Annotated in this window: 21 protein-coding genes; 10 read left to right on the top strand and 11 right to left on the bottom strand. The window is 54.3% G+C overall.

Annotation, left to right across the window (positions count from 1 at the left end; translation table 11 throughout):
- Positions 1-118: 118 nt before the first annotated feature.
- The 4 genes from glyQ to gmhB all read left to right on the top strand — a co-directional run bounded on the left by glyQ (position 119) and on the right by gmhB (position 4,863).
- Complete coding sequence (glyQ, locus tag ELY25_RS17570) at positions 119-1,078, top strand: glycine--tRNA ligase subunit alpha (protein ID WP_126952549.1); 960 nt, start codon at positions 119-121, stop codon at positions 1,076-1,078.
- Positions 1,078-3,144 carry a glycine--tRNA ligase subunit beta gene (glyS, locus tag ELY25_RS17565; protein WP_126952548.1) on the top strand — a complete coding sequence of 689 codons (2,067 nt, stop codon included), beginning with the start codon at positions 1,078-1,080 and terminating at the stop codon, positions 3,142-3,144. The genes glyQ and glyS overlap by 1 nt, the downstream gene beginning before the upstream one ends.
- Before the next feature lie 354 nt (positions 3,145-3,498).
- Entirely contained in the window at positions 3,499-4,287 is a 789-nt protein-coding gene (locus tag ELY25_RS17560; protein WP_126952547.1) for a BUD32 family EKC/KEOPS complex subunit, read from the top strand.
- Between the two features lie 12 nt (positions 4,288-4,299).
- The gene (gene gmhB / locus ELY25_RS17555) at positions 4,300-4,863 is read left to right on the top strand and encodes a D-glycero-beta-D-manno-heptose 1,7-bisphosphate 7-phosphatase (protein ID WP_126952546.1); all 564 of its coding nucleotides are present in this window, start codon (positions 4,300-4,302) and stop codon (positions 4,861-4,863) included.
- A 113-nt stretch (positions 4,864-4,976) separates the two neighbouring features.
- On the opposite strand, the gene gyrB is transcribed toward gmhB, so the two are convergent.
- The 4 genes from gyrB to dnaA all read right to left on the bottom strand — a co-directional run bounded on the left by gyrB (position 4,977) and on the right by dnaA (position 11,264).
- On the bottom strand, positions 4,977-7,397 hold the full coding sequence (gene gyrB, locus ELY25_RS17550; protein WP_126952545.1) for a DNA topoisomerase (ATP-hydrolyzing) subunit B: 2,421 nt from the start codon (positions 7,395-7,397) through the stop codon (positions 4,977-4,979).
- 39 nt (positions 7,398-7,436) lie between these two features.
- Entirely contained in the window at positions 7,437-8,540 is a 1,104-nt protein-coding gene (gene recF / locus ELY25_RS17545; protein WP_126952544.1) for a DNA replication/repair protein RecF, read from the bottom strand.
- A 99-nt stretch (positions 8,541-8,639) separates the two neighbouring features.
- Positions 8,640-9,743 carry a DNA polymerase III subunit beta gene (gene dnaN / locus ELY25_RS17540; protein WP_126952543.1) on the bottom strand — a complete coding sequence of 368 codons (1,104 nt, stop codon included), beginning with the start codon at positions 9,741-9,743 and terminating at the stop codon, positions 8,640-8,642.
- Between the two features lie 57 nt (positions 9,744-9,800).
- The gene (gene dnaA / locus ELY25_RS17535) at positions 9,801-11,264 is read right to left on the bottom strand and encodes a chromosomal replication initiator protein DnaA (RefSeq protein ID WP_126952542.1); all 1,464 of its coding nucleotides are present in this window, start codon (positions 11,262-11,264) and stop codon (positions 9,801-9,803) included.
- 534 nt (positions 11,265-11,798) lie between these two features.
- Between dnaA and rpmH the strand changes: the two genes are divergently transcribed.
- The 4 genes from rpmH to mnmE all read left to right on the top strand — a co-directional run bounded on the left by rpmH (position 11,799) and on the right by mnmE (position 15,621).
- Positions 11,799-11,933, top strand: a complete 135-nt coding sequence (rpmH, locus tag ELY25_RS17530) for a 50S ribosomal protein L34 (RefSeq protein WP_087106981.1) — start codon at positions 11,799-11,801, stop codon at positions 11,931-11,933.
- A 13-nt stretch (positions 11,934-11,946) separates the two neighbouring features.
- Positions 11,947-12,348: a ribonuclease P protein component gene (gene rnpA, locus ELY25_RS17525; RefSeq protein ID WP_126952541.1), complete on the top strand. Its 402-nt coding sequence runs from the start codon at positions 11,947-11,949 to the stop codon at positions 12,346-12,348.
- Positions 12,349-12,463: 115 nt separating this feature from the next.
- Positions 12,464-14,152: a membrane protein insertase YidC gene (gene yidC, locus ELY25_RS17520; RefSeq protein ID WP_126952540.1), complete on the top strand. Its 1,689-nt coding sequence runs from the start codon at positions 12,464-12,466 to the stop codon at positions 14,150-14,152.
- Positions 14,153-14,250: 98 nt separating this feature from the next.
- Entirely contained in the window at positions 14,251-15,621 is a 1,371-nt protein-coding gene (gene mnmE / locus ELY25_RS17515; RefSeq protein ID WP_126952539.1) for a tRNA uridine-5-carboxymethylaminomethyl(34) synthesis GTPase MnmE, read from the top strand.
- Between the two features lie 13 nt (positions 15,622-15,634).
- Here the strand turns inward: mnmE and ELY25_RS17510 are convergent, their stop codons facing one another.
- The 5 genes from ELY25_RS17510 to rdgB form a co-directional block, all read right to left on the bottom strand.
- Complete coding sequence (locus tag ELY25_RS17510) at positions 15,635-16,744, bottom strand: cobalamin-independent methionine synthase II family protein (RefSeq protein ID WP_126952538.1); 1,110 nt, start codon at positions 16,742-16,744, stop codon at positions 15,635-15,637.
- Positions 16,745-16,944: 200 nt separating this feature from the next.
- Positions 16,945-17,790, bottom strand: coding sequence for a 23S rRNA (adenine(2030)-N(6))-methyltransferase RlmJ (locus ELY25_RS17505; protein ID WP_126952537.1), 846 nt, complete (start codon positions 17,788-17,790; stop codon positions 16,945-16,947).
- A gap of 84 nt (positions 17,791-17,874) precedes the next feature.
- Complete coding sequence (locus ELY25_RS17500; RefSeq protein ID WP_126952536.1) at positions 17,875-18,549, bottom strand: YiaD family glycine zipper/OmpA-like lipoprotein; 675 nt, start codon at positions 18,547-18,549, stop codon at positions 17,875-17,877.
- A gap of 31 nt (positions 18,550-18,580) precedes the next feature.
- Positions 18,581-19,750, bottom strand: coding sequence for a radical SAM family heme chaperone HemW (gene hemW, locus ELY25_RS17495; protein ID WP_126952535.1), 1,170 nt, complete (start codon positions 19,748-19,750; stop codon positions 18,581-18,583).
- Positions 19,743-20,351, bottom strand: coding sequence for an RdgB/HAM1 family non-canonical purine NTP pyrophosphatase (rdgB, locus tag ELY25_RS17490; protein ID WP_126952534.1), 609 nt, complete (start codon positions 20,349-20,351; stop codon positions 19,743-19,745). The genes hemW and rdgB overlap by 8 nt, the downstream gene beginning before the upstream one ends.
- A gap of 276 nt (positions 20,352-20,627) precedes the next feature.
- Between rdgB and ELY25_RS17485 the strand changes: the two genes are divergently transcribed.
- Both ELY25_RS17485 and ELY25_RS17480 read left to right on the top strand, forming a co-directional pair.
- Entirely contained in the window at positions 20,628-21,314 is a 687-nt protein-coding gene (locus ELY25_RS17485) for a LuxR C-terminal-related transcriptional regulator (protein WP_126952533.1), read from the top strand.
- 26 nt (positions 21,315-21,340) lie between these two features.
- Positions 21,341-21,859: a CsgE family curli-type amyloid fiber assembly protein gene (locus ELY25_RS17480; protein WP_126952532.1), complete on the top strand. Its 519-nt coding sequence runs from the start codon at positions 21,341-21,343 to the stop codon at positions 21,857-21,859.
- A 116-nt stretch (positions 21,860-21,975) separates the two neighbouring features.
- On the opposite strand, the gene ELY25_RS17475 is transcribed toward ELY25_RS17480, so the two are convergent.
- Together ELY25_RS17475 and hemL are read right to left on the bottom strand one after the other, a co-directional pair.
- The gene (locus tag ELY25_RS17475) at positions 21,976-22,245 is read right to left on the bottom strand and encodes a hypothetical protein (protein ID WP_236995761.1); all 270 of its coding nucleotides are present in this window, start codon (positions 22,243-22,245) and stop codon (positions 21,976-21,978) included.
- A gap of 159 nt (positions 22,246-22,404) precedes the next feature.
- Positions 22,405-23,685, bottom strand: coding sequence for a glutamate-1-semialdehyde 2,1-aminomutase (gene hemL / locus ELY25_RS17470; RefSeq protein WP_126952531.1), 1,281 nt, complete (start codon positions 23,683-23,685; stop codon positions 22,405-22,407).
- Positions 23,686-23,721 lie beyond the last annotated feature (36 nt).

The raw sequence follows: 23,721 nt of genomic DNA, 5'->3' as shown, positions 1-23,721 counted from the left end.
TCCTTACCAAAACTGCTGTGTTGGCTTACGTGCCTATTCGCATACGTGCCTATAACCCATCTGCCTGGGATTGTATACTTGACGGCTTATGAATTCATGGCCAACGGTGCTTTCTGCGATGAGTGTCTCGACAAACCAATCGACACCTGATGTGTCGACCTTTCAAGGCTTGATCCTTGCTCTGCAACAGTACTGGGCAGAACAGGGCTGCGTGATCCTTCAGCCCCTCGATATGGAAGTCGGTGCGGGCACCTTCCACCCCGCCACTTTTCTGCGCTCGATTGGCCCGGAAAGCTGGAACGCCGCCTACGTTCAGCCCTCCCGCCGCCCGACCGACGGCCGTTACGGTGAGAACCCCAACCGCCTGCAGCACTACTACCAGTTCCAGACAGTAATGAAACCCTCGCCTATCAACCTGCAGGAACTCTACTTGGGCTCGCTCAAGCGCCTGGGCCTGGACCCTCTGGTTCACGATATCCGTTTTGTCGAGGACAACTGGGAATCGCCGACCTTGGGTGCCTGGGGCCTTGGTTGGGAAGTATGGCTCAACGGCATGGAAGTTACCCAGTTTACCTACTTCCAGCAGGCCGGCGGCATCGAGTGCTATCCAGTCACTGGCGAGCTGACCTATGGTCTTGAGCGTATCGCCATGTACCTGCAGAACGTCGACAGCGTCTATGACCTGGTGTGGGCCATTGCTCCGGACGGCAGCAAGGTCACCTACGGCGATGTTTACCTGCAAAACGAGCGCGAGCAGTCGGCCTATAACTTCGAGCATGCCGATGTCGATCAGCTGTTTTCAGCGTTCGACCATCAGGAGCGCGAGTGCGCCAAGCTGCTGGCTGCCAATCTGCCTCTGCCCGCCTATGAGCAGGTACTCAAGGCCTCACATACCTTCAACCTGCTGGATGCCCGTCACGCCATCTCTGTGACCGAACGCCAGCGGTTTATTCTGCGCGTACGCACCATGGCACGGAATGTTGCCCACGCCTACTTTGAGTCACGTAAAGCAGAAGGTTTCCCCATGGCCCCCGAAGCCCTTCGCCGCGAATTGTTAGCCGACCAGGGAGACGCATAATGGCTGTTGATACGCTTTTACTAGAACTGGGCGCGGAAGAGCTCCCACCCACGGCACTGGACGCGTTGTCTGATGCGTTTGCAGCCGGTATCGAAAAAGGCCTGCAAGAAGCCGAGATTCCCTTTCAGAGCATCACTGCCTACGCTACACCACGTCGTCTCGCCGTTCAGGTCAGTGAGCTTGCAGATAAACAGCCCGACCGCGAAGTGGAGCGCCGGGGCCCGGCACTGGCCGCCGCGTTCAAGGACGGCGCACCGACAAAAGCCGCCGAAGGCTTTGCTCGCTCCTGCGGGGTCAGCGTGGATGAGCTGATTCATCTGGAAACCGATAAGGGCACCTGGCTGGGTTTTCGCGAACAGCAGCAGGGAGACAATGTTCAAGCGCTGCTGCCCGAGATTCTACGCAAGGCGATTAATGGCCTGCCGGTACCCAAAAATATGCGCTGGGGCGCCTCGCGGGTAGAATTCTCCCGCCCGGTGCACTGGCTAGTAGCGCTTTACGGCTCTGAGGTGATTGCCGCCGAAGCGCTGGGTTTGCAGGCCAGTCGTACAACGTATGGTCATCGTTTCCATGCACCCAATGCCATTCAGCTTGAGCATGCCGACAGCTACTTGGCCGCGCTTGAAAACGCCTACGTACTGGCAGACCGGACAATGCGCCGCGAACGTATTCGCGAGCAAGTACTGGCCGAAGCCGAAGTCCAGGACGCCGATGCGGTGATCGATGAAGACCTGCTGGTCGAAGTCAGCGGTCTGGTCGAGTGGCCTGTGGCGCTGACCGGTAGTTTCGACGAACGCTTTCTGGAAGTGCCGGCGGAGTGCCTGATTTCCTCCATGAAGGCCAACCAGAAGTACTTCCACTTGCTGGATGACCAGGGCAAGCTCAAGCCGCTGTTTATCACTATCTCAAACATCGACAGCGCCGATCCGCAGCAAGTGATTTCGGGTAACGAAAAGGTCATTCGCCCACGCCTGGCCGATGCGGCCTTCTTCTACGACACCGACCGCAAGCGCACGCTCGCCTCGCGCATTCCGCAGCTGGAAAGCGTCGTATTCCAGCAGCAGCTGGGAACGCTGGCGGACAAGGCTCGCCGCAGCACGGTGATTGCCACTTATATTGCCCAGAAAATCAACGGTGATGTAGCCAACGCCCAGCGCGCCGTGGCGCTTGCCAAGTGTGACCTGGTCACCGAAATGGTGCTCGAATTCCCTGAACTTCAGGGCACCATGGGCCGCTACTACGCCGATCAGGATGGTGAGCCTGCCGAAGTTGCCCAGGCGCTTGGAGAGCAGTACCTACCACGCTTTGCCAGCGACTCCATTCCCCAAAGCCTGACCGGTCAGGCGCTCGCCCTGGCGGACCGCCTGGACACGCTAGTGGGAATTTTCGGCATCGGCCAGCGCCCTACCGGCGCCAAGGACCCCTTCGCCCTGCGCCGCGCGTCGATCGGTGTGTTGAACATTCTGGTGAAAGGCGAACTCGATCTTGATCTGCGCGAGTTGTTAAGTATAGCTGCCGAGCAGCACCAAGGCCTGCCCAAAACGGATGGTCTGGTGGACGATGTATTGACCTATATGTTGGATCGCTTTCGTGCCTGGGGCCAAGAGGAAGGTATCAGTACCGAGATGTACCTGGCGGTACGCGCTCGGCCGGTCACCAACCCGCTCGATTTCGCTCGCCGTTTGCGTGCCGTCAAGGCGTTTTCCCAGCGCGAAGAAGCTGCTGCGTTGGCCGCGGCCAACAAGCGGGTCTCCAATATTCTTGGTAAACAGGCACATGACGGCAGCACCCAGGTGAATCAGCAGCTTCTTCAGGAAGATGCCGAACGCACGCTGTTTGAGGCAGTTACCCAATGTCAGGCGAGCGTTACCCCGCTATTTAAGGCAGGCGACTATCAGCAGGCGCTGGATACGCTGGCTACGTTGCGTGAGCCAGTTGACGCCTTCTTTGATGACGTCATGGTAATGGCCGATGATGAAGCGGCCCGTCGTAACCGTCTCGCTCTGTTGGCAAGCCTTCAGGCGCTTTTCCTCAAGGTTGCTGATATTTCTCTACTTCCGCAATAAACTCTACTCTTCCCTTTTCAACCGATGGCGGTCGCCGCCATCGGTTTTTTGTTTCACGTGAAACATCGCACGCTATAACCCCATTCAGCGATTCAAATCTTGTGTAAAAGCGCGCCCGCCCTCTCCTGCCTGTGTTTAATCCCGCAGCGTTTTACATCTCTCAATGAAAGTATCTTAACGCGATCTCTCTTAGTCACCAGTCACGCCACCACTTCAGTTTTCTTTGTTTCACGTGAAACATAGGAGTAAAATAATCGATATTTTATAGAATCAAATACTTTTCATATATAAGTCGTTTTAAACACTCAAGCATGCATTGCCGCTTGAGCAGCCAAGGCCGCGAGGACATCAGCCATGTACGATATATTCCTACTCGATACTCTTCCTCGGCAGCAGGCGACCATGGAGCCGCATACACTTAACGGAGAAAGGGTATGGTTGAAACGCGCCGCTAAGCGCAACTCCCGTTTAGCCTACGCGCCCTTGAAACTCCTGGCGGCCTGGCTAAAGCTGGACACACTTAAACCCGTTCCCAATACGGGTGGTGAGCAAAGCATTCTCACTGAAGCCAAGCGCATTGAAACACTGCGTCTTGCTGGTATTACCGTGCCAACGATTTTGGCCAAGACGCCGCAGGCACTGCTTCTAGCCGATGCAGGTACCCCGGATGAGCCTGCCGTGACTCTACTCGACAAGCTTAAAAGCTCGGATAACCCTGAACAGATCGATCAAACACTGGCACGCAGCATTGAAGCACTCAACAGCGTTCATAGCCGCAACTGTTATCTAAGTGAAGCCTTTGCCCGAAATATTCTGGTCACTGAAGAGAAGACCGTCTTTATTGATTTTGAAACCGACCCGGGTCAGGTTCATGCCCCTGTGGATTGTATGGTGCGTGATTGGTACTGCTTTATCTTTTCACTGTATGGCAAACTATATAAGTCGCCCATGCAATGCGAGCGTTTGACGCCAGCGCTACTGGCAGGCTTGCGCAATGCTAACCAAGAAGTACGCGAACGTTTTTGCGTAATACTTCCAAAACTGCTTCGCTTGCAGCGCCTTCCCTTTAAGCATCTGGGCAGCGATGGGCGTAAAATAAGTGTTACCTTACAAGCACTCGCGGTTCTCAATCAGCGACTTTAAGCGAGATTTTCAATGCCGATAGCCCCTCAACAGCTGGTGATTCTTGATCGTGATGGCGTCATTAATCAGGATTCAGACGCCTACATCAAGTCACTTGAGGAATGGATTCCCTACCCTTCTGCTATTGAAGCTATTGCTCGCCTTTCCCGGGCGGGCTTCACGGTGGCGGTTGCGACCAACCAGTCGGGCATTGCACGCGGCTATTACTCTGAAGCAGTGCTTGCCCGCATGCATGCGCGGCTAAATTCACTGGTAGAAGATGCCGGCGGCCGTATCGCCAATATTGCCTACTGCCCTCACGGACCTGACGACGCGTGTAGCTGCCGAAAACCGTTACCCGGGCTGCTCCACGATATTCAGAAAGCATTGGAGCTGAACAGTCTGGCCGGCAGCTGGATAGTGGGCGACAGCCTACGCGATTTGCAGGCAGGTGAAGCCTGCGGCTGCCGGGCGGTACTGGTCAAAACCGGTAAAGGAGAAAAAACCGCTGCAAAGGGCGTTGGCCTGGAACACGCACTGATTTGTGCTGATCTGGCCGAATTTGCCGATGCTTTGCTTGCGGGGGATTTCGACTGACAACTTTCTTTATTTCCATGAAGCACCTAAACAACGAGCATAAAAAAGCCGCAAACCAAGGTTTGCGGCTTTTTCGTTATTAGTGTTTCACGTGAAACACACGTCAAGCGTTGCTATACATCAAGGTTCGCAACCAGTGCGTTGGTCTCGATGAAGTCACGGCGCGGCTCAACGTCATCACCCATCAGCGTATTGAACATTCTGTCGGCGCCTACCGCATCTTCAATGGTCACGCGTAACATACGCCGGCTGTCCGGATCCATGGTGGTTTCCCACAACTGATCCGGGTTCATCTCGCCAAGCCCCTTGTAGCGCTGTACGGAAAGACCACGCTGGCCCTCCTGCATCAGCCAGGCAAGCACTTCGGAGAAGTGCGATACCGGCTTCTGACGCTCGCCACGAGAAATAAACGCACCCTCTTCCAAAAGCCCGTTAAGCGTATCGCCCAAAGCTGACACCGCACGATAGTCGGCGCTCTCAAAGAAATCCAGACCCCAATCGTATTCAGTGGTTACACCATGAGCAATCAGTGAGACGGTGGGCAGCAGCAGGCCGCGCTCTTCATCTTCCTTGAGATAGAAGGTATAGCGCGGGCCGCCTTCGTAGGCCACCATGTCATCCATGGCTTTCTGCAGCTCGGCGATCCAGTTCTCCATGGTAATGCGATCTTTCAGGCTCGCTTCCCCGTGCAGGCCAGAGGCGTGAATGATCTGTTTGAGCACCTCAATCGGATACACGCGCGCCAGGCGATCAATACGCTTCATTACGTTGCGGTATTGATTGACCAGAGCCTCCAGCTGCGAGCCGGCAATGCCCGGTGCATCCGGATTGACGTAGAGACCGGCACCATCGAGTGCTGTGGTGGTCAGGTAGTCGATCATGGCCTGCTCGTCTTTCAGATAGAGCTCCTGCTTGCCGCGCTTAATCTTGTAAAGCGGCGGCTGGGCAATAAAGATATGCCCGCGTTCGATCAGCTCCGGCATCTGGCGGAAGAAGAAAGTCAGCAGCAGCGTACGGATATGCGAACCGTCCACGTCGGCATCGGTCATGATGATGATCGAGTGATAGCGCAGTTTGTCCGGGTTAAACTCTTCCCGGCCGATACCGCAGCCCAGTGCAGTAATCAGCGTGCCCACCTCGGCGGATGACAGCATCTTGTCAAAGCGCGCTTTTTCGACGTTCAGGATCTTGCCTTTAAGCGGTAAAATAGCCTGGGTACGACGGTCGCGGCCCTGCTTGGCACTACCGCCTGCCGAGTCACCCTCCACCAGGTAGAGCTCAGACTGGCTCGGATCCTTTTCCTGGCAGTCGGCCAGCTTACCCGGCAGTCCTGCAATATCCAGAGCGCCTTTGCGCCGTGTCATGTCGCGGGCTTTACGCGCCGCTTCACGGGCACGTGCGGCGTCCAGCATCTTGTTGACGATGGCTTTCGCTTCGTTGGGTTTTTCGATCAGGTATTCGGCAAACAGGCGGCCCATTTCCTGTTCAACGGCGGTCTTCACTTCGCTCGAGACCAGCTTGTCCTTAGTCTGCGATGAGAACTTCGGATCCGGCACCTTGACGGAAATAATCGCTGTCAGGCCTTCACGGGCATCATCGCCCGCCGTATTTACCTTGGTTTTCTTTAGCAGGCCTTCGGCTTCGATGTAGTTATTCATCGTTCGCGTCAGCGCTGCCCGGAAGCCTGCCAAGTGCGTACCGCCATCCCGCTGGGGAATATTGTTGGTATAGCAGAAAATGCTTTCGGTGAAGACATCGCTCCACTGCATAGCCACTTCCACTTCTACCCCGTCATCGCGTACGGCATTGAAGTGGAAAACCGGGTTGAGCACGGCCTTGTTGGAGTTCAGGTGATCTACGAAGGCTTTGAGGCCGCCTTCATAGTGAAACAGCTCTTCTTTGCCACTGCGCTCGTCGATCAGGCGAATGGCAACGCCGGAGTTCAGAAACGACAGTTCGCGCAGACGTTTAGCCAGAATATCGTAATGGAATTCAATATTGGCAAACGTGTTTGGCGAAGGACGGAAATGCACACGCGTGCCATGCTTTTCCGTTTTACCCACAACACCCAGCGGTGCCTGGGGAACCCCGTGCTTGTAAATCTGTTCGAACACTTCACCCTGGCGCCAGATGGTTAAACGCAGCTCTTCAGACAACGCGTTAACCACAGAAACACCCACGCCGTGAAGGCCGCCGGAAACTTTATAAGAGTTGTCATCGAACTTACCGCCCGCGTGCAGCACGGTCATGATGACTTCAGCAGCGGAAACACCTTCACCTTCGTGAAGTTCAGTAGGAATGCCGCGGCCGTTATCGCTGACGGTGACCGACTCATCGGCATGGATGACAACCCGAATCTCACTACAATGGCCGGCCAGAGCCTCATCGATGGAATTATCCACCAGCTCGAAAACCATATGGTGCAACCCGGTGCCGTCATCCGTATCACCGATATACATACCGGGACGTTTACGTACCGCATCCAGCCCTTTGAGCACCTTGATGCTTGATGAATCGTAAGCCTGCTCGCTCATTGACCACTCCGTCGTGAAGTCTGTCTCGTTCCGTATCGTTTACCCATCCTGCCTCAACTGGCCGAGCCCCTGATCGTCATGTTTCACGTGAAACATGCTTACTGCCGTCTGGGGTTGCCATGTGCGTTGTAGTGCAGTGGGTTCAACGCTGGTAATAAATGCCTGGCACTGCATCTCTTCAAGCAGCTGACAGAAGCGCTGTTGATGCTGCGCGTCCAGTTCGGCCGGCAAGTCATCAATTAGATAGATACAGTGCCGCTGTGCTGTTCTTTCCAGAAACCGCCCTTGGGCAAGCTTTAAAGCGCTTACCACCAGCTTTTGCTGGCCTCTGGAAAGTACTTCTACTGCGGGCTGCTTATTGAGCCTGATACGCAGATCGGCACGTTGGGGCCCCTGCTGTGTAAAGCCCATTTGCTGATCCGTCGCTCGGCTATCGCGGAGCACTTCACTAAGGCTACGTTGCTTATCCCAACCGCGCGCATAGCCAAGCTTCAAACCGGGCAAGGGAAGCAGTACTTCAAGCGTTTCTTCAAAAACAGGAAGAAACTCGCTGAACCACTCCATTCGAAGTCTATCGACAACCTCGCCCCATAGGGCCAGCTCCTGCTCCCAGGCAGCCATTTCCTGTGGATCTATTCTACCACGCCTGAGAAGCGCGTTCCGATGTTTCACTGCACGCCGGGTACGCTTCCAGGCTTCCAGGAAGTCATGTTTCACGTGAAACACTCCCCAGTCAAAAAACTCGCGTCGACCAGCAGGCGAGCCTTCCAGAAGCCTAAAAGCATCAGGGTTAATTAATTGCAGCGGCATAGCCTCAACCAACTCGGCCAGACGCACATCCTTATCACCGCGCAGGCGCAGCTCAAGCTCCCGTTGCGCTCTTAACCGACGCACCCCTATGCTCACCTCTGGTTCACCGGCAAGCCGCCCGTAAAGCGTCATGTGAGGCAACTCGGCCTGGATGGCATTCTTTAGCTGGCGAGTGCGAAACGAACGGCCCATCCCAAGCACATGGATACCCTCAAGCAGGCTAGTCTTGCCGCTGCCGTTGGGACCGCTGATGATATTGATGCGGGGAGAAGGCCTCATATCAAGCGGCGTCAGATTCCGCAAGCCTTGGAAATTAAGCTGTATCAGGCTCATGTCAACTCGCAGGTGATGGCCGCAGCCACGCCATAAGACAAAGCGGCGCTTCTGCTGCCAGAAGCGCCGCCCTTGCTCAACAGTGGTTCAGCAATCAGTTTACAGCCGCATGGGCATGACAACGTACAGCGCATCGCCGCCACCCGGCTCTTCAAGCAGCGCACTGCTGTTGGGGTCGGCCAGTGTCAACTGTACCCTGTCTTCGTTCAAGACCGACAGCACATCCACCAAATAGCCCACGTTAAAGCCTATCTCCATTGCAGAGCCGTTGTACTCAACAGCAACGTTCTCTTCGGCTTCTTCCTGTTCAGGGTTATTGGCCATTACCTTAAGATTGCCTTCCTCCAGGTAGAGCCTCACACCACGATATTTTTCGTTGGATAGAATCGCCGTACGTGAGAGCACCTGACGCAGCTCGGCTCGCTCGGCAATCAGTACCTTGTCACCATTACGCGGCACAACGCGCTCGTAATCGGGGAACTTGCCGTCGATCAGCTTGGAGGTAAAGGTGAAGTCACCCGTATGTGCCCTCACGTGGGTTGAACCCAACGTCAGGCTGACCGGCTCATCACTATCATCAAGCAGCCTTGAAAGCTCCAGAATCCCCTTGCGCGGTACAATCAGCTTTTGCGACTGGCTAACGGCCACCTCTACCGGGCGTGAACACATCGCCAGACGATGCCCGTCGGTGGCTACCGTCCGTAGAAGATTGCTTTGAATTTCCAGCAGCATGCCGTTGAGGTAATAACGGACATCCTGCTGAGCCATGGCAAACGAGGTGGCTTCAATCAGGTGTTTTAACGTCCCCCGCGGAACGCTTAGCTCTTGGCTGCCGTCGCCATCTTCAATATTGGGAAATTCGGCGACCGGCAGGGTGGAAAGCGTAAATCGTGAACGGCCGCTGCGTAGTACTGCGCGCCCATCCTCTACCGCCAGCTGAATCTCAGATTGATCGGGCAATGATTTACAAATATCCATCAGCTTGCGCGCAGGCACAGTGGCAGCGCCGGGCTGGTCAACCTGGCTTGCTACGGTGCGTCCAATAAGCTCGACTTCCAGGTCGGTACCGGTCAAGGAAACCTGGTCACCGTCCACTTGTATCAGTACGTTTGAAAGCACAGGCAACGTTTGGCGCCGCTCTACCACGCCCGCCACCAGAGTCAGCGGACGTAGCAATGCTTCTCGGGAAATTGAAAATTTCATCAACACTCCGGTTTATATCCTGAAAACCTGCCGCTGGCAGGCCTGTCCCTTGGATGGTTAGCTGGTTAATAGGCGCAGCAGATTTTTATAATCCTCACGAATATCCGCGCTTTCCTCTTGCAGGGCTTTTACCTTACGGCAGGCATGCAACACGGTCGTATGATCACGCCCGCCAAACGCATCGCCGATTTCCGGCAAGCTGTGGTTGGTCAGCTCCTTGGCCAACGCCATGGCCACCTGCCGAGGACGCGCCACTGAACGTGAGCGCCGCTTCGATAGTAAATCCGCTACCTTGATCTTGTAGTACTCGGCTACCGTGCGCTGAATATTATCCACGCCCACCTGCTTGTCTTGAAGGGCAAGCAGGTCCTTCAATGACTCACGGATAAAGTCCTGATTAATAGGCTTACCCATAAAGTGCGAGTCGGCAATGACCTTCTTCAAGGCGCCTTCGAGTTCACGCACGTTGGAGCGGATTTTCTGAGCAATAAAGAAGGCAGCATCATGGGGTAAATCGACCTTGGCCTGGTCGGCTTTCTTCATCAAGATGGCCACTCGGGTCTCAAGCTCCGGCGGCTCGATCGCCACCGTCAACCCCCATCCAAAGCGCGACTTCAGGCGCTCCTCGACACCGCTGATTTCCTTGGGGTAACGATCAGAGGTGAGAATCATCTGCTGGCCACCTTCCAATAACGCATTGAAGGTGTGAAAAAACTCTTCCTGAGAGCGCTCTTTGCCAGCAAAAAACTGAATATCATCAATCAGTAAGGCGTCAACGCTGCGATAGAAACGTTTGAAATCGTTGATCGCGTTAAGTTGAAGTGCCTTGACCATATCCGCAACAAAACGCTCTGAATGCAGGTAAACCACCCGGGCATTTTCCCGGCGGCCAGCCAGCGCATTACCCACTGCGTGCATCAAGTGCGTTTTACCCAGACCTACCCCACCGTAGAGAAACAGGGGGTTATAGGCGCCGCCTGGGTTCTCCGAAACCTGCCGTGAAGCAGCCCGAGCCAATTGGTTGGATTTACCTTCAACAAAAGTATCAAACGTAAAATTCGGGTTAAGCCCGCTGCCGTGCTTGAGGCTGCCTTCGACCTGAACCTGACGCTCATTGGTACGCCGACGCGGCGCTTCCTCACGCTCACGCAGCTGGTCGATCTCACGCTCATCGGCAATATCACCACGCGGCGGTGTATGCACGGAAGGCGCGGAGGTGTTGGCGGAAACCGGGTTGCCCAAATCACGTGGTTGGGGCGCGGGTGCCGCCGGGCGGCGGCTACCCACGGTCAGGCTTACCTTGGGTGGTTTAGACGGTGCAAGCTCGCGAATCAGCTCACTGATCCGCTTGGCATACTTGTCACTCACCCAGTCGCGCACAAAGCGATTAGGCGCCAGTAAGCGCAGCTCATTGGACTCTCCTTCTTCTGCCTGCAAGGGACGTATCCAGGTATTGAATTGTTGTGAATTCAATTCGTCCTGCAGGTAGTCCAGGCACTGTTGCCAAAGCGCGAGTGACACTCATCTCACCATCAGTTGAAAACGGCCGACCATTGTAGCGCTCTAGGGCTTGGTTATCCACACGGGTTTGGCTATCAATTTGTGCCTGTGGACAACTTTCCATAAGCACACGGGAAAACCTCCTGAAGAAATGGGGACAGATCCATTATTGGGGTTTTTCCATACAGCTACTCACATTAAATTAACAGTTTATCGGCCGGTTATTCGGCACTTATGCACATTGTTTTTTGGCTTTTAGTTATTTGATAAAAATAAGGAATAATCACTTATCCACAAATAGTATCCCCACTATTAATAACAACATCATTTAAAAACCTTAACTAGTAATAGTAGTAGTCGCTGTTGGGAACGATGAAATATAACCGGGTCGATGCCCATTGCCTTTTTGTTGGTTTTTATGCAAGGAAAAATTGCACCCGACGCGGGAAGTCTCTACAATTTCCGGTCTTGAATTGAAACTCCCCGGCTAGTTTCCTCACTGGACCGGGTCTTTTGGATTCACATCCGTCCTAAACCACGTGGGAATTACGAGTTATGAAACGCACTTTTCAACCCAGCGTTCTCAAACGCAAGCGCACGCATGGCTTCCGTGCTCGCATGGCAACCAAAAACGGCCGTGCCGTTATCTCGCGCCGCCGTGCGAAAGGCCGCAAGCGTCTGAGCGCCTGATTTCAGATTGCGTGTGCCGCCTCAAGGCTTTCCCCGGTGTTTACGTCTTTTAAACGCCGGGGACTTTAGTCACGTGTTTGAACAGGCCGATCTTAAAGTTCATGGCAAAGGTATGATGGCGCTAGCGCGCATGAGTACCCGGGGATACCCCCGCATTGGACTGGTGGTCAGCAAGAAAAATGTAAAGCGCGCTGTAGACCGCAACCACTTTAAGCGTCTTGTCCGAGAATCCGCCAGACTTCGTCAGCATCACCTTCCCTCCATGGATATTGTGATACTAGCCAAGCGCGGTGTGCAGGATATCGATAACGAAACGCTTAACCGCCAGCTACATGGCATGTGGAAACGCCTTCAGCGTGACGCCCAGACGGTATCAGTTGCACCACCGATTGATGGCGTAACACGTGACACTTGACGACGCACCTCGCCGCTCGACCTCGGCCTGCCGCTTGGCAGGCTTTCGTGTGTCATGGGTCGAGTAAATGACACTGCGCCATTAGCATGTTCATCACCCAGCGGGCAGAACCCTCATGGACGTAAAAAGACTTCTATTACTGATTCCACTGGCAGTACTTGCCTATCTACTGGTCATTCAGTGGAATCAGGATTATGGGCCGACAGATTACGACTCGACGCCTGAAATTACCCAAAGCAGTAGCAATGCCCCCTTACCCAATGCTGAAAGCGGTAACGACCTGGCGGTCCCGTCAACGTCTGCACCGAACAATGCAGTGGGCGAAGGGCTGGCTGGCGACACGGAAAGTGACACCTCAAGTCGTGACTTTATCGCGGTCACCACCGACGTACTCGACGTGCGTATTGATCCGCACGGCGGCGACATCGTTTATGCCGCTCTGCCCCAGCACAAGATGACGCTGGACACCGAGCGCAACTATGTTTTGCTCTCAGACAACGCCACACGCAGTTACGTGGCACGCTCTGGCTTACAGCTGGACGGACAGGCAAGCCGCATCGCCTTCACTCCAGAAAGCAATGCCTACAGCCTGGCCGATGACCAGGATCAGCTGAACGTTGACCTGCGTGCCGACGTTAATGGCGTTGAAGTGATCAAGCGTTTGACGTTTGAGCGTGACAACTACGCCGTCGGCGTCAATTACTATATTGCCAATAACACCAATGCGCCGGTCAGCGCTCGCTTTATTGGTCAGTTGGCACGTGATAATAGCCCGGACCCGTCCAGCGGCGTTGCCCTGGGCATGAACTCCTATATCGGCGCGGCCTACTCCACGCCTGATGCACGGTATGAAAAGGTCGATTTCGAAGATATTCGAAACCGTAACTTTGAAAACCGTGAAGCGCAGGGCGGCTGGATCGCGATTATTCAGCACTACTTCGTATCCGCCTGGGCGCCGTCTCAAGACCAGCAGAACCTTTACTACGTCACCACTGATTCAAGTGACCGTAACGTTGTCGCCTTTGCCGGTCCTACCAGCAATATTGCGGCGGAAGGTGAAGCAACGCTTGGCGCAACGCTCTACATGGGGCCCAAGGTTCAGGATTATCTTGAACAGGTAGCCCCTAACCTGCGCCTGACCGTCGACTATGGCTGGCTGTGGTTTATTGCCAACCCGCTGTTCTGGCTGCTGGATAAGATCCACGACATCGTGGGTAACTGGGGCTGGTCGATCGTTCTGCTGACGGTAGTGGTTAAGCTGGTGCTCTTCCCGCTGTCTGCCAAGGCTTACAAGTCCATGGCACGCATGCGCAAGCTAGGCCCGGAAATGCAGCGTCTTAAAGAGATGTATGGCGATGACCGTCAGAAAATGTCTCAAGAGATGATGAAGTTCTACCAAAAGGAGAAGATTAATCCTTTGGGTGGCTGCTTGCCGATCGTGATTCAGATGCCGGTGTTTATCGCGCTGTACTGGATGCTGCTGGAATCCGTTGAACTGCGCCACGCGCCGTTTATCTTCTGGATTCAGGATCTGTCGATCAAGGACCCGTACTTCATCTTGCCGATTCTGATGGGTGTATCCATGTTTGTTCAGCAAATGCTGAACCCGACACCGCCGGACCCCATGCAGGCGAAGATCATGAGGATGCTGCCGATCATCTTCACCTTCTTCTTCCTCTGGTTCCCGGCTGGCCTGGTTATCTACTGGGTAGTCAACAACATCATCTCGGTGGCGCAGCAGTACTTTATTACCAAGCGTATCGAGAAAGACCCAAGCGTCGGCAAGGGATTGCGAACCAAGTAATCCGCCGATCACGTAATCAGACCCCCGCCCTCGTGCGGGGGTCTGGCGTTTTAAAGACGACAAATTCACAATGCATGTATCCATCAAAGAGGCGCGCCATGGCTGAACGACTTTATACCCAGGATACAATTACCGCGTTGGCCACTCCGCCTGGCCGTGGCGGCGTAGGCATCATTCGTGTCTCAGGACCTGCCTGCCGGACTATCGCTGAAGCGGTACTCGGCCATTGCCCAGTGCCTCGCCATGCTCACCACGGCCCTTTCAAGGGCGCTGACGGCACTATTGATGAAGGCATAGCCCTACTGTTTAATGGCCCCCACTCATTTACCGGCGAAGACGTGCTGGAATTACAGGGCCACGGTGGCCCAATCATCATGGACATGCTGCTCGAGCGCTGTGTAGCCTTAGGTGCCCGCCTGGCCCGCCCCGGCGAGTTCTCCGAGCGTGCCTTTCTCAATGATAAGCTCGACCTGGCTCAGGCCGAGGCGATTGCCGATCTGATCGATGCCACCTCACGCTCGGCGGCGGAAAACGCCGTACGCTCGCTTCAGGGTGAGTTCTCCAGCCGTGTATCGGCACTGGTCACAAGGCTTATAGAACTGCGTGTGTATGTCGAGGCCGCAATCGACTTCCCGGAAGAGGAGATCGACTTTCTTGCCGATGGTCACGTGGCAAAACACCTGACGGATGTTCAGCAGGCGCTAAGCGAGGTACGCAAGGCAGCAGGTCAGGGCGCGCTTTTGCGTGAAGGTATGAGCGTGGTGATTGCCGGGCGCCCCAATGCGGGTAAATCAAGCCTCTTGAACGCTCTTACCGAGCAGGATACGGCTATCGTGACCGATATTGCCGGCACCACTCGGGACGTGCTGCGCGAGTACATTCACATTGATGGAATGCCGCTGCATATCATCGATACAGCGGGCCTTCGAGATACGCCGGATGCGGTGGAAAAGATCGGTGTGGCTCGCGCCTGGGATGAGATAGAAAAGGCTGACCGCGTGCTTCTGCTGGTGGATGCCTCGACCACTGACGCAACAGACCCAATGGCCATCTGGCCGGAGTTTGTAGCACGGCTTCCCGATCAAAGCCGTTTGACGCTAGTGCGCAACAAAATCGACACCAGCGCCGAATCCGCAGGAATTGATTTATCCACACCCACCCCAACGCTGCGCCTTTCGGCCAAGACCGGAGCCGGTGTGGATAACTTAAAAGGGCACCTGAAGAGCGTAATGGGCTTTGCCGCCACCACTGAAGGGCGCTTTTCCGCCCGACGGCGGCACCTGGACGCGCTTGACCGTGCCATGGCAGCGCTTGAGGCCGGACGCGCCCAGTTAGATGGCTATGGCGCAGGTGAGCTACTGGCTGAAGACCTGCGCGACGCTCAGCAGGCGCTCGGCGAGATCACCGGAGAATTCAGCGCTGATGATCTGCTCGGCGAGATTTTCGGCAGCTTCTGTATAGGGAAGTAACCTGTGTGGGGCGTTATTCGCCCCATACGTCTCGGACGACCTGAACAACCAGCTCAAGCTTGGCCTGTTGCTGCGCCTCGGTCAGCGAGTTACCCTCTTCCGTCGAGGCAAAGCCGCATTGGGTGCTTAGGCAGAGCTGTTCTAGCGGTACAAAACGGGCGGCTTCAAAAATGCGCTCTTTGATCGCTTCAGGGTCTTCAAGCTCACCGGTTTTGGTGGTCACCAGGCCAAGCACCACCTTCTGGTGGCCCGGTTTGATAAAACGCAAGGGTTCGAAGTCACCGGCGCGGTCAGAGTCGTACTCCAGGAAGAAAGCGTCAATATTGACCGAGCCAAACAGTAGCTCGGCAACCGGCTCGTAGCCCCCTTCGGATATCCAGGTAGAGCGAAAGTTGCCCCGGCACACGTGCATACCGACTACCAGGTCATGCGGTTTGTCCTCAAGCGCTTGGTTGATAACCTCGGCATACACCTGAGCCAGATGATCCGGATCCTCTTCGCGTTCAATCACCAGGGCGCGCTGCTCTTGCGAGCACAGATATGCCCACACGGTATCGTCAAGCTGAAGGTAGCGACAGCCAGCGGCATAAAACGCGCTGATCGCTTCTTTGTAGACGCTCGCCAAGTCGGTGAAGAAATCATTGATATTCGGATAAGCCTCTTCACTGACCACGCCACGGCCACCCCGAAAATGCAGTACGCTTGGGCTCGGAATGGTCATCTTGGGCACAGCGCCCTCAGCAATGCTGGCAAGAAATTTAAAGTCTTCAAGCATTGGATGACGACCAAAACCCAGCTTGCCCGTCACGCGCACGTTGCGCGACTTGGTCTGCACACCGGCAAACTGGATGCCCTGCTCGGCATCGTAGCCTTCGACGCCTTCAAGCCCTTCAAAAAAATCAAAATGCCACCAGGCGCGGCGAAACTCACCATCGGTCACCACTTTCAAGCCGCACTGACACTGGCTTTTCACCGCCTGGGCAATGGCGTCATCCTCGACGCGACGCAGATCATGGGCATCCAGTTCACCGGCTTGATACGCCAAGCGAGCATTTTTGATAGCCGTAGGGCGCAGAAGGCTGCCGACCACATCGGCGGGAAAAGGGGCAGAATTGAGGCTCATGTAGCATCTCCAACGTTAGATTGAGCGTATCGTTGTATCGTCCCCCATCCCCAAGACGCATTAAAGTGATCATTTCTTGAGTGTGCATGAACGACTTTAATGCAGAGTGGCCACTTAATATCGCTAGCGGTTAATCAATTTATTGCTGGTCGAGGTGTATGAGGCCCCACGTTGCGAACCTGGCGTTGCTCAAGGTCTGGCTACTCCTCCACCCACCACTGCGCCTCATGACGGCTTTCTTCGCCAAGGCAGGGAGTTACTTCGGCCATGGCCGTTGCCAGGCGCTCATCCAGCCCCCAGGGCGGGTTGATCACCAGCATACCGCTGCCGTACATGCCGTGAGTCTGCTCGGTGGGGGCGCGCAGTAGAAGCTCGCTGCGCCATATCTTGCGTACGCCGCTGTTCTTCAGCGCGTTCAGCAGTACGTGGTGATGCCCGGCAGGCAGCAGCGGATACCAGACCATCACCACGCCGTGGCGGGCCTTTTCCAGCGCATGAATAACCGTATCCGCAACCTCCTGGTATTCCACCTTGCGCTCGAAACTTGGGTCAATCAATACGCAAAGGCGTGGCGTTGCTACCGGTAGCATGGCGGTCAAACCTGCTAGACCATCGCCATGGATACGTTGCGCTTGAGGCGGAAGCACCTGAGCATTCAGATGCTGATGTTCACCCGGATGAAGCTCAAACAGGCGTAGCCGGTCATGCTCGCGCAGCGGCTGACTTAGCCACCAGGGTGAACCGGGATAGTGCGTCAATTCCTGCGCCACGGGCTGTGCGGCCGAAACGGCATTTAACCAGCCATTAAGCAGCGGGTCGGAGAGCTGTTCGCGCGCCTGCCAGAGGGGCCAGATACCTTCACGGTACTCCTGAAGGCGTTGGGCCTCTTTGGTCGCTAGTGGATATAGACCTCGACCTGCATGCGTATCTATATATGTAATGGTCGTTTTTTTACGTAATAGATAATCCGTAACGGCATAAAGCGTCAGATGTTTGTGTACATCGGCAAAATTACCGGCATGGTAGGCGTGTTGATAAGACAGCATGGTTGCTCGTAAACAGGTGAACGAAAAAAGCCCGCTATGGGAGCATAGCGGGCTTTGAACAGCAATGCGCGGCTAGTGGAATACTTAACGCTGGCCGTTACCGGTAGGGGTCAGGGTAATTTCTACTCGACGGTTCTGCGCACGGCCCTGGTCGGTATTATTGCTGGCCACCGGCTGATTGGCGCCGTAACCCATGGTATTAAGACGTGAGGATGAAACGCCATTCTGGCTCAGGTAGCTACCTACCGCCTGGGCACGACGTTCAGAAAGCCGCTGGTTATAGCTGGCGTCACCGGTACTGTCGGTATGGCCTGCGATATTGACCCGAGTGTCAGTATACTGGTTGAGAATGCTGGCCACTTCATTGAGCGCACTACGGGCATCGCCGGTCAGGTCAGATGAGTCAAAGCCGAAAGTAACACTGCTGGGCATATTCAGCACGATATCATCGCCACGGCGATCGATTTCAATGCGCGAGCCCTGCAGGTTTTGGCGAAGCTGCTGCTCCTGGCGATCCATATAAGCGCCCACCCCGGCACCAGCGGCAGCGCCTACAGCGGCACCGATCAGGGCGCGGTCACGACGGCTAGTGCTACCACTGCCTGAAAGCGCACCCGCTGCAGCACCTACCGCAGCGCCAATCCCTGTTCCCATACCTGTCGATGAGCGTTGTGTTTGGCCACCATAAGGGTCAGAAGTGGCACAACCAGCCACCAAAATTGCGGCGGCTAACGGGGTTAGTAGTCGGGAAATACGCATCACTCACTCCTTGTTTGTTAAAGCGCTTGAATTACTCGTCGCTGATCATGGCCAGCAACTCATTCAAGAATAATAGACCTTGAGGCGAGGCACGCAGCTTTTCAGGCATTTCCATCAAAAGTCCTTTTTTTAAAGCACTTTGTAAGCGAGCCAGAAGCACCTCTTTCGCCTGTCCGGTATGTGCCGACCAGGTGGAAAGCTTTACACCTTCGGTCAAACGCAGCGCATTCATGGCAAATTCGAGTGGCAGCTCATCGAGACTGATGGGCTGCTTACCGGCTAGAAAGCCTCGTGGATCATCAGCGCGTCTTAGATAAGCCTCGGGCTGGCGCGTTTTCCAGCGCCGTTCGATATGCCATTGCCCGTCAGAATCAATTGCCGTTAACTTGCCGTGGGCACCGGCACCAATTCCCAGATAATCGCCAAACTGCCAATAGTTGAGGTTGTGGCGGCTCTGCCTGCCCCGCGTGGCATAGGCGGAAATCTCGTAGCGCGAAAAGCCAGCCTGCTCCAGGCGCTGGTGGCCCATTTCCTGGATATCCCAAAGCGCTTCCTCTTCCGGCAACACCGGCGGCTGTGAATGAAACGCTGTATTAGGTTCAAGGGTCAGTTGATACCAAGAAAGATGATCAGGCTTGAGAGCAAGTGCCTGATCGATATCGGCTAGAGCAAGTTCAGGCGTCTGGCCAGGCAGGCCGTGCATCAAATCAATATTGATGTTGTCAAAACCTGCCGCACGTGCCTGCCCCACGGCGCTGATCGCCTCACCGGCACCATGAATGCGACCTAACGCCTCAAGCTGGGCAGGCTGAAAGCTTTGCGTACCTAGCGATAAGCGATTGATACCCGCTTCCCGATAGCCAATGAAACGCTCCTGCTCGGTGGTGCCAGGGTTGGCCTCCAGGGTAATTTCAATTGTGGAGGAGAACGCCAGCCGCCGCTGTATTTCCTTGAAAAGGCGCTGATAGAACGTCGGTGACAGCAGGCTTGGCGTACCACCGCCAATAAAGATGGTGTGTATTTCACGTCCGGCGGCAAGCGCAAGATCACCGTCCAGATCTTTTAGTAAGGCATCAAGATACGCCGCTTCAGGCAGCGTTTGCGACTGAGGCTCGTGGGAGTTGAAATCGCAGTAAGGACACTTGCGAACACACCAAGGGGTGTGGATATACAGCGACAGGGGCGGCAATGGCTTAGCCATGCGCCACCTTGAGCATGTCTACCAACCCTTGTAGCGCTCGGCCACGATGGCTTAGCCGATTTTTCATTTCACTGGGCAGTTCGGCCACACTCATGCCCTGCTCGGGCAACCAAAAAAGCGGGTCATAGCCAAAACCTTGTTCACCGCGCGGATGGGCAAGCAGCTCGCCTTCCCAACTGCGCTGGACAATGATGGGTACCGGGTCAGCCGGATGGCGCAAATACACCAGCACGCACCAATAGCGCCCGGTGCGCTGGCCTTCCGCGCAGTCGCTAAGGGCTGTCAGAAGCTTTTCATTATTGCGCTGATCACTTTTCGGCTCACCGGCATAGCGCGCTGAATAAATACCCGGTTGGCCTGCTAAAGCATCCACCTCCAGCCCGGAATCGTCCGCCAGCGCGGGTAATCCGCTGACACGGCTCGCCTCACGTGCCTTTAAAAGCGCATTTTCAACAAAGGTCAGTCCTGTTTCTTCAACATCGTGTACACCAAAATCTGCCTGGGGACGGATATCAAACCCCAGAGGAGCCAGCAACTGATTGAACTCTCTTAGCTTTCCTGCATTACCGCTTGCTAGAACCAGGGTATTAACCATAGACATCGCATAATCTCCGAGCATAAGTGGGTCAGTGTACGCCTAAAAAACTCGTTCTATATTTAACTGCGTGTTACCAAATGTATATTTTTTTAATTAGAATAATGTTATTAATATAAAAAAATATGTTTTATAACAATGAGTTATAGCATATGTTATATTTATATAAATATTAGTTATTACGTATATAAAAAATAAGTTGGTAACAAAACTTTACGAAATGGGGCTTATAGGTAACACTAGTGCCGCTGATAGCTCACTCCTTCTTACCAGGGCCTTACCATGAAAAAGGAACAATCCACCGACTCGGTGTATATTCTTACCGAGCAGAGTCCTCAATCTCAGCTATTTGCTGAATATTTAAATAAGCATACCGGCTTTCAAGTGAGCATCTACTCACGTCATTCTTCCCTGCCGGCTGGTACATCAGAAAAACTTTTGCTGCTTATTGATAGCGATCATATCAGTATTGATGCTCTGCCCGAGTGGCAGGATCAACTGCCTGAAGCATTAGCAAATGCAACGCTTGCCGCGTTTAACATCCGTAACATGAACCATGCGTTAGAAGCGCTTTCCTGTGCCCATTTAAAAGGCATTTTCTATCGTGAGCAGAGTCTGGATATTATTTGCAAAGGAATTCACGCCTTATTGGACGGTGAACTCTGGATGTCGCGTGAATTAATGGCTCGGCTGATTCTGTTTTATCGCAAATCACAAACCAACGCGTTTAGACCCACCTGCGGACTGACAAATCGTGAAATTGAAATTATTTCATTATTGAAAGCAGGCTCTTCAAACCAACAAATTGCTGAGCGGCTATTTGTCAGCGAGCATACTGTTAAATCACATCTTTATAATATATTCAGAAAAATAAACGTACATAACCGCATTCAGGCTTTGAATTGGATCCATCAAAATCTTGGTCCTATTCTCCCTGCTATCGATAAGCCACGTGGCCTAAAGAACTAATAATAACATTGGTGTGAGGTTATATCGTGAGGCGATTACTTCGATGTCTAACTCCACTCTATATTTTTTTTCTGCTTACATTATCGTCATTAGTGACCAGTGACGCGCGATCGCTGGCCGATGCAGCACCAGTAAAAGAACCGAAGGGGATTGATTCGATTAACCAACTATCGAGCTCCGCGGGTTTTGAAGAGGAAAATGCTAAAAGTACTGACAGTGAGCTGACCAAGGCCATGGTAGACAGCACACTTACCACGGCGGGCAAGGCATTTTACCGAGCATTTAACCAGCACGCCATGGGCAACACGATTATCGGCAATGCCTCCATCACGATACAAGAGCGGCCTGATGCGCGTTGGGGCAGCCAGATATGGGTAACGGATGGAAGCCGAATATATTTTCGTACGCAGCTCTCTCCAAGGGTTAGTGAGGCTGATCGCGCTGCAGAAGAAGCGGTACAAATCGTCGAAGAAGCATTGCTACGCCAACAAATAGCTTCGGCGCCAAACTCTGATAAAGACTTGGAAAGCGAGGAGATACATTAATGACTCCTAAGTGGCAATGATAATGTGGTCAGCCAAAGCCAATACGTTATACGCCCTTTAAGGTTTCACCAAACCGCACCTTTTGGGGCAGTTTCTGATACCTGCTATTTAAGCATTCAACGAACCCCAACGGTTAACGTCCCACCTGTACCTTGGGTGGATGAACGCGAACGATTGCCGCCTTTCTGAATATCCACCTCCAAGCGCTGGTTATCGCTTAACAGCTTGACGGTACCTTCGATAGCCGATCCGGTAAAACTATACTCAGTGGGTACCGTACCGTGCTCTTCAATATGCTCGATGGTTTGGCCATCTTGGGTGATACGCCAGTGAGCAGAGAATACCGCACCCGGCGTGCCTTTCATGGTGATGTGGATATTCTCCATTTCCTGCTCCTAAAAGCATGGGTGCTAAGAGGGAAACCGATGGCAAATGCGGTGACAGAGCCATAGGATAGACACCGTTATCTGCATGTTGACGACCTCGCTAACCACAAAAGCCGCTCGGTATGAGCGGCTTTTAAGTGCAGCAGATACTACTTTACGTTACATGACGCTAAAGGCTTTTTCCGCCGCATCCAGTGTGAACTGAATATCTTCCGGCGTATGGGCACTCGACATAAAGCCTGCTTCAAACGCAGAGGGGGCCAGATACACTCCGTGGTCCAGCATTGCCCCGAAGAAGCGACGGAAGGCTTCAGGGTCACAGGCTGTCGCCTGAGCAAAGTTGTCCACTCGGCTTTGTGACGTGAAGAAGATACCGAACATGCCCCCAGCCGCCTGCGTCATCATAGGTACGCCAGCCGTATTGGCACGCTCCTGCAAACCATTGCAAAGCGTCTCAACACGTTGAGAGAGCGCATCATGAAAGCCCGGCACTTGAAGCTTGGTCAGAAGCGCAATACCCGCCGCCATGGCCAGCGGGTTACCCGATAGCGTACCTGCCTGATAGACCGGTCCCATGGGCGAGATATTTTGCATAATGTCACGCTTGCCGCCGAACGCACCCACCGGCATGCCGCCGCCCACGATTTTACCCAGGCAGGTTAAATCCGGAGTGATATGGTAATGCGCCTGGGCGCCGCCCAGCGCCACACGAAACCCGGTCATGACTTCGTCAAAGATCAGGATGCTGCCGTGTTCGTTACATACCCGGCGCAGCGTTTCCAGAAAGCCCGGCTGGGGCGGAATGCAATTCATGTTGCCGGCCACAGGTTCAACAATGATGCAGGCGATCTGATCGCCGATTTCCGCAAAGCACGCTTCTACGCCTTCGATATCGTTATAGGAGAGCGTAATGGTGTGTTCAGCAAGTGAGGCGGGAACGCCCGGTGAACTGGGTTCACCATGGGTCAACGCGCCGGAGCCTGCTTTCACCAGTAGCGAATCGGAATGACCGTGGTAGTTGCCTTCAAACTTGACGATCTTGTCGCGCCCGGTGGTACCCCTCGCCAGGCGAATCGCGGACATGGTGGCCTCAGTGCCCGAGCTGGTCATACGGACCATCTCCATGGAAGGGATCATCTCGCAGATCAGGTCTGCCATGGTGGTTTCCACCGCCGTGGGCGTACCAAAGGAGAGGCCGTTATCCAGCCGGGCACGTACGGCGGCCAGCACATCCTGGTCGGCATGGCCGGTAATCATCGGCCCCCAAGAGCCCACATAATCCACGTAACGATTGCCTTCCACGTCAAACAGGTAGGCTCCCTGCGCGCGCTCCATAAACACCGGTGGACGATGCAGACCTTTAAAAGCGCGAACCGGCGAATTTACGCCACCCGGAATATGGCGACTGGCAAGATCAAACAGTTCTGCAGATGTGGTCATGGCGTCCTCAATATCAATGGCCTTGCGCTAATGAGA

Origin of the sequence: Vreelandella populi, from assembly GCF_003989825.1 — a bacterium.
Lineage (GTDB): Bacteria > Pseudomonadota > Gammaproteobacteria > Pseudomonadales > Halomonadaceae > Vreelandella > Vreelandella populi.
The sequence above is the reverse complement of the archived record's forward strand: the minus strand, read 5'-3'. Positions and strand labels throughout refer to the sequence as shown.

Excerpts from the sequence above, each read along its gene's own strand:
- hemL (WP_126952531.1), bottom strand. The coding sequence starts at position 23,685 with ATGACCACATCTGCAGAACTGTTTGATCTTGCCAGTCGCCATATTCCG.
- dnaN (WP_126952543.1), bottom strand. The coding sequence starts at position 9,743 with ATGAAATTTTCAATTTCCCGAGAAGCATTGCTACGTCCGCTGACTCTG.
- rdgB (WP_126952534.1), bottom strand. The coding sequence starts at position 20,351 with ATGTCTATGGTTAATACCCTGGTTCTAGCAAGCGGTAATGCAGGAAAG.
- ELY25_RS17485 (WP_126952533.1), top strand. The coding sequence starts at position 20,628 with ATGAAAAAGGAACAATCCACCGACTCGGTGTATATTCTTACCGAGCAG.
- yidC (WP_126952540.1), top strand. The coding sequence starts at position 12,464 with ATGGACGTAAAAAGACTTCTATTACTGATTCCACTGGCAGTACTTGCC.
- gmhB (WP_126952546.1), top strand. The coding sequence starts at position 4,300 with ATGCCGATAGCCCCTCAACAGCTGGTGATTCTTGATCGTGATGGCGTC.
- rpmH (WP_087106981.1), top strand. The coding sequence starts at position 11,799 with ATGAAACGCACTTTTCAACCCAGCGTTCTCAAACGCAAGCGCACGCAT.
- glyS (WP_126952548.1), top strand. The coding sequence starts at position 1,078 with ATGGCTGTTGATACGCTTTTACTAGAACTGGGCGCGGAAGAGCTCCCA.
- ELY25_RS17475 (WP_236995761.1), bottom strand. The coding sequence starts at position 22,245 with ATGGAGAATATCCACATCACCATGAAAGGCACGCCGGGTGCGGTATTC.
- ELY25_RS17560 (WP_126952547.1), top strand. The coding sequence starts at position 3,499 with ATGTACGATATATTCCTACTCGATACTCTTCCTCGGCAGCAGGCGACC.
- hemW (WP_126952535.1), bottom strand. The coding sequence starts at position 19,750 with ATGGCTAAGCCATTGCCGCCCCTGTCGCTGTATATCCACACCCCTTGG.
- recF (WP_126952544.1), bottom strand. The coding sequence starts at position 8,540 with ATGAGCCTGATACAGCTTAATTTCCAAGGCTTGCGGAATCTGACGCCG.
- ELY25_RS17505 (WP_126952537.1), bottom strand. The coding sequence starts at position 17,790 with ATGCTGTCTTATCAACACGCCTACCATGCCGGTAATTTTGCCGATGTA.
- gyrB (WP_126952545.1), bottom strand. The coding sequence starts at position 7,397 with ATGAGCGAGCAGGCTTACGATTCATCAAGCATCAAGGTGCTCAAAGGG.
- ELY25_RS17500 (WP_126952536.1), bottom strand. The coding sequence starts at position 18,549 with ATGCGTATTTCCCGACTACTAACCCCGTTAGCCGCCGCAATTTTGGTG.
- mnmE (WP_126952539.1), top strand. The coding sequence starts at position 14,251 with ATGGCTGAACGACTTTATACCCAGGATACAATTACCGCGTTGGCCACT.
- glyQ (WP_126952549.1), top strand. The coding sequence starts at position 119 with ATGAGTGTCTCGACAAACCAATCGACACCTGATGTGTCGACCTTTCAA.
- ELY25_RS17510 (WP_126952538.1), bottom strand. The coding sequence starts at position 16,744 with ATGAGCCTCAATTCTGCCCCTTTTCCCGCCGATGTGGTCGGCAGCCTT.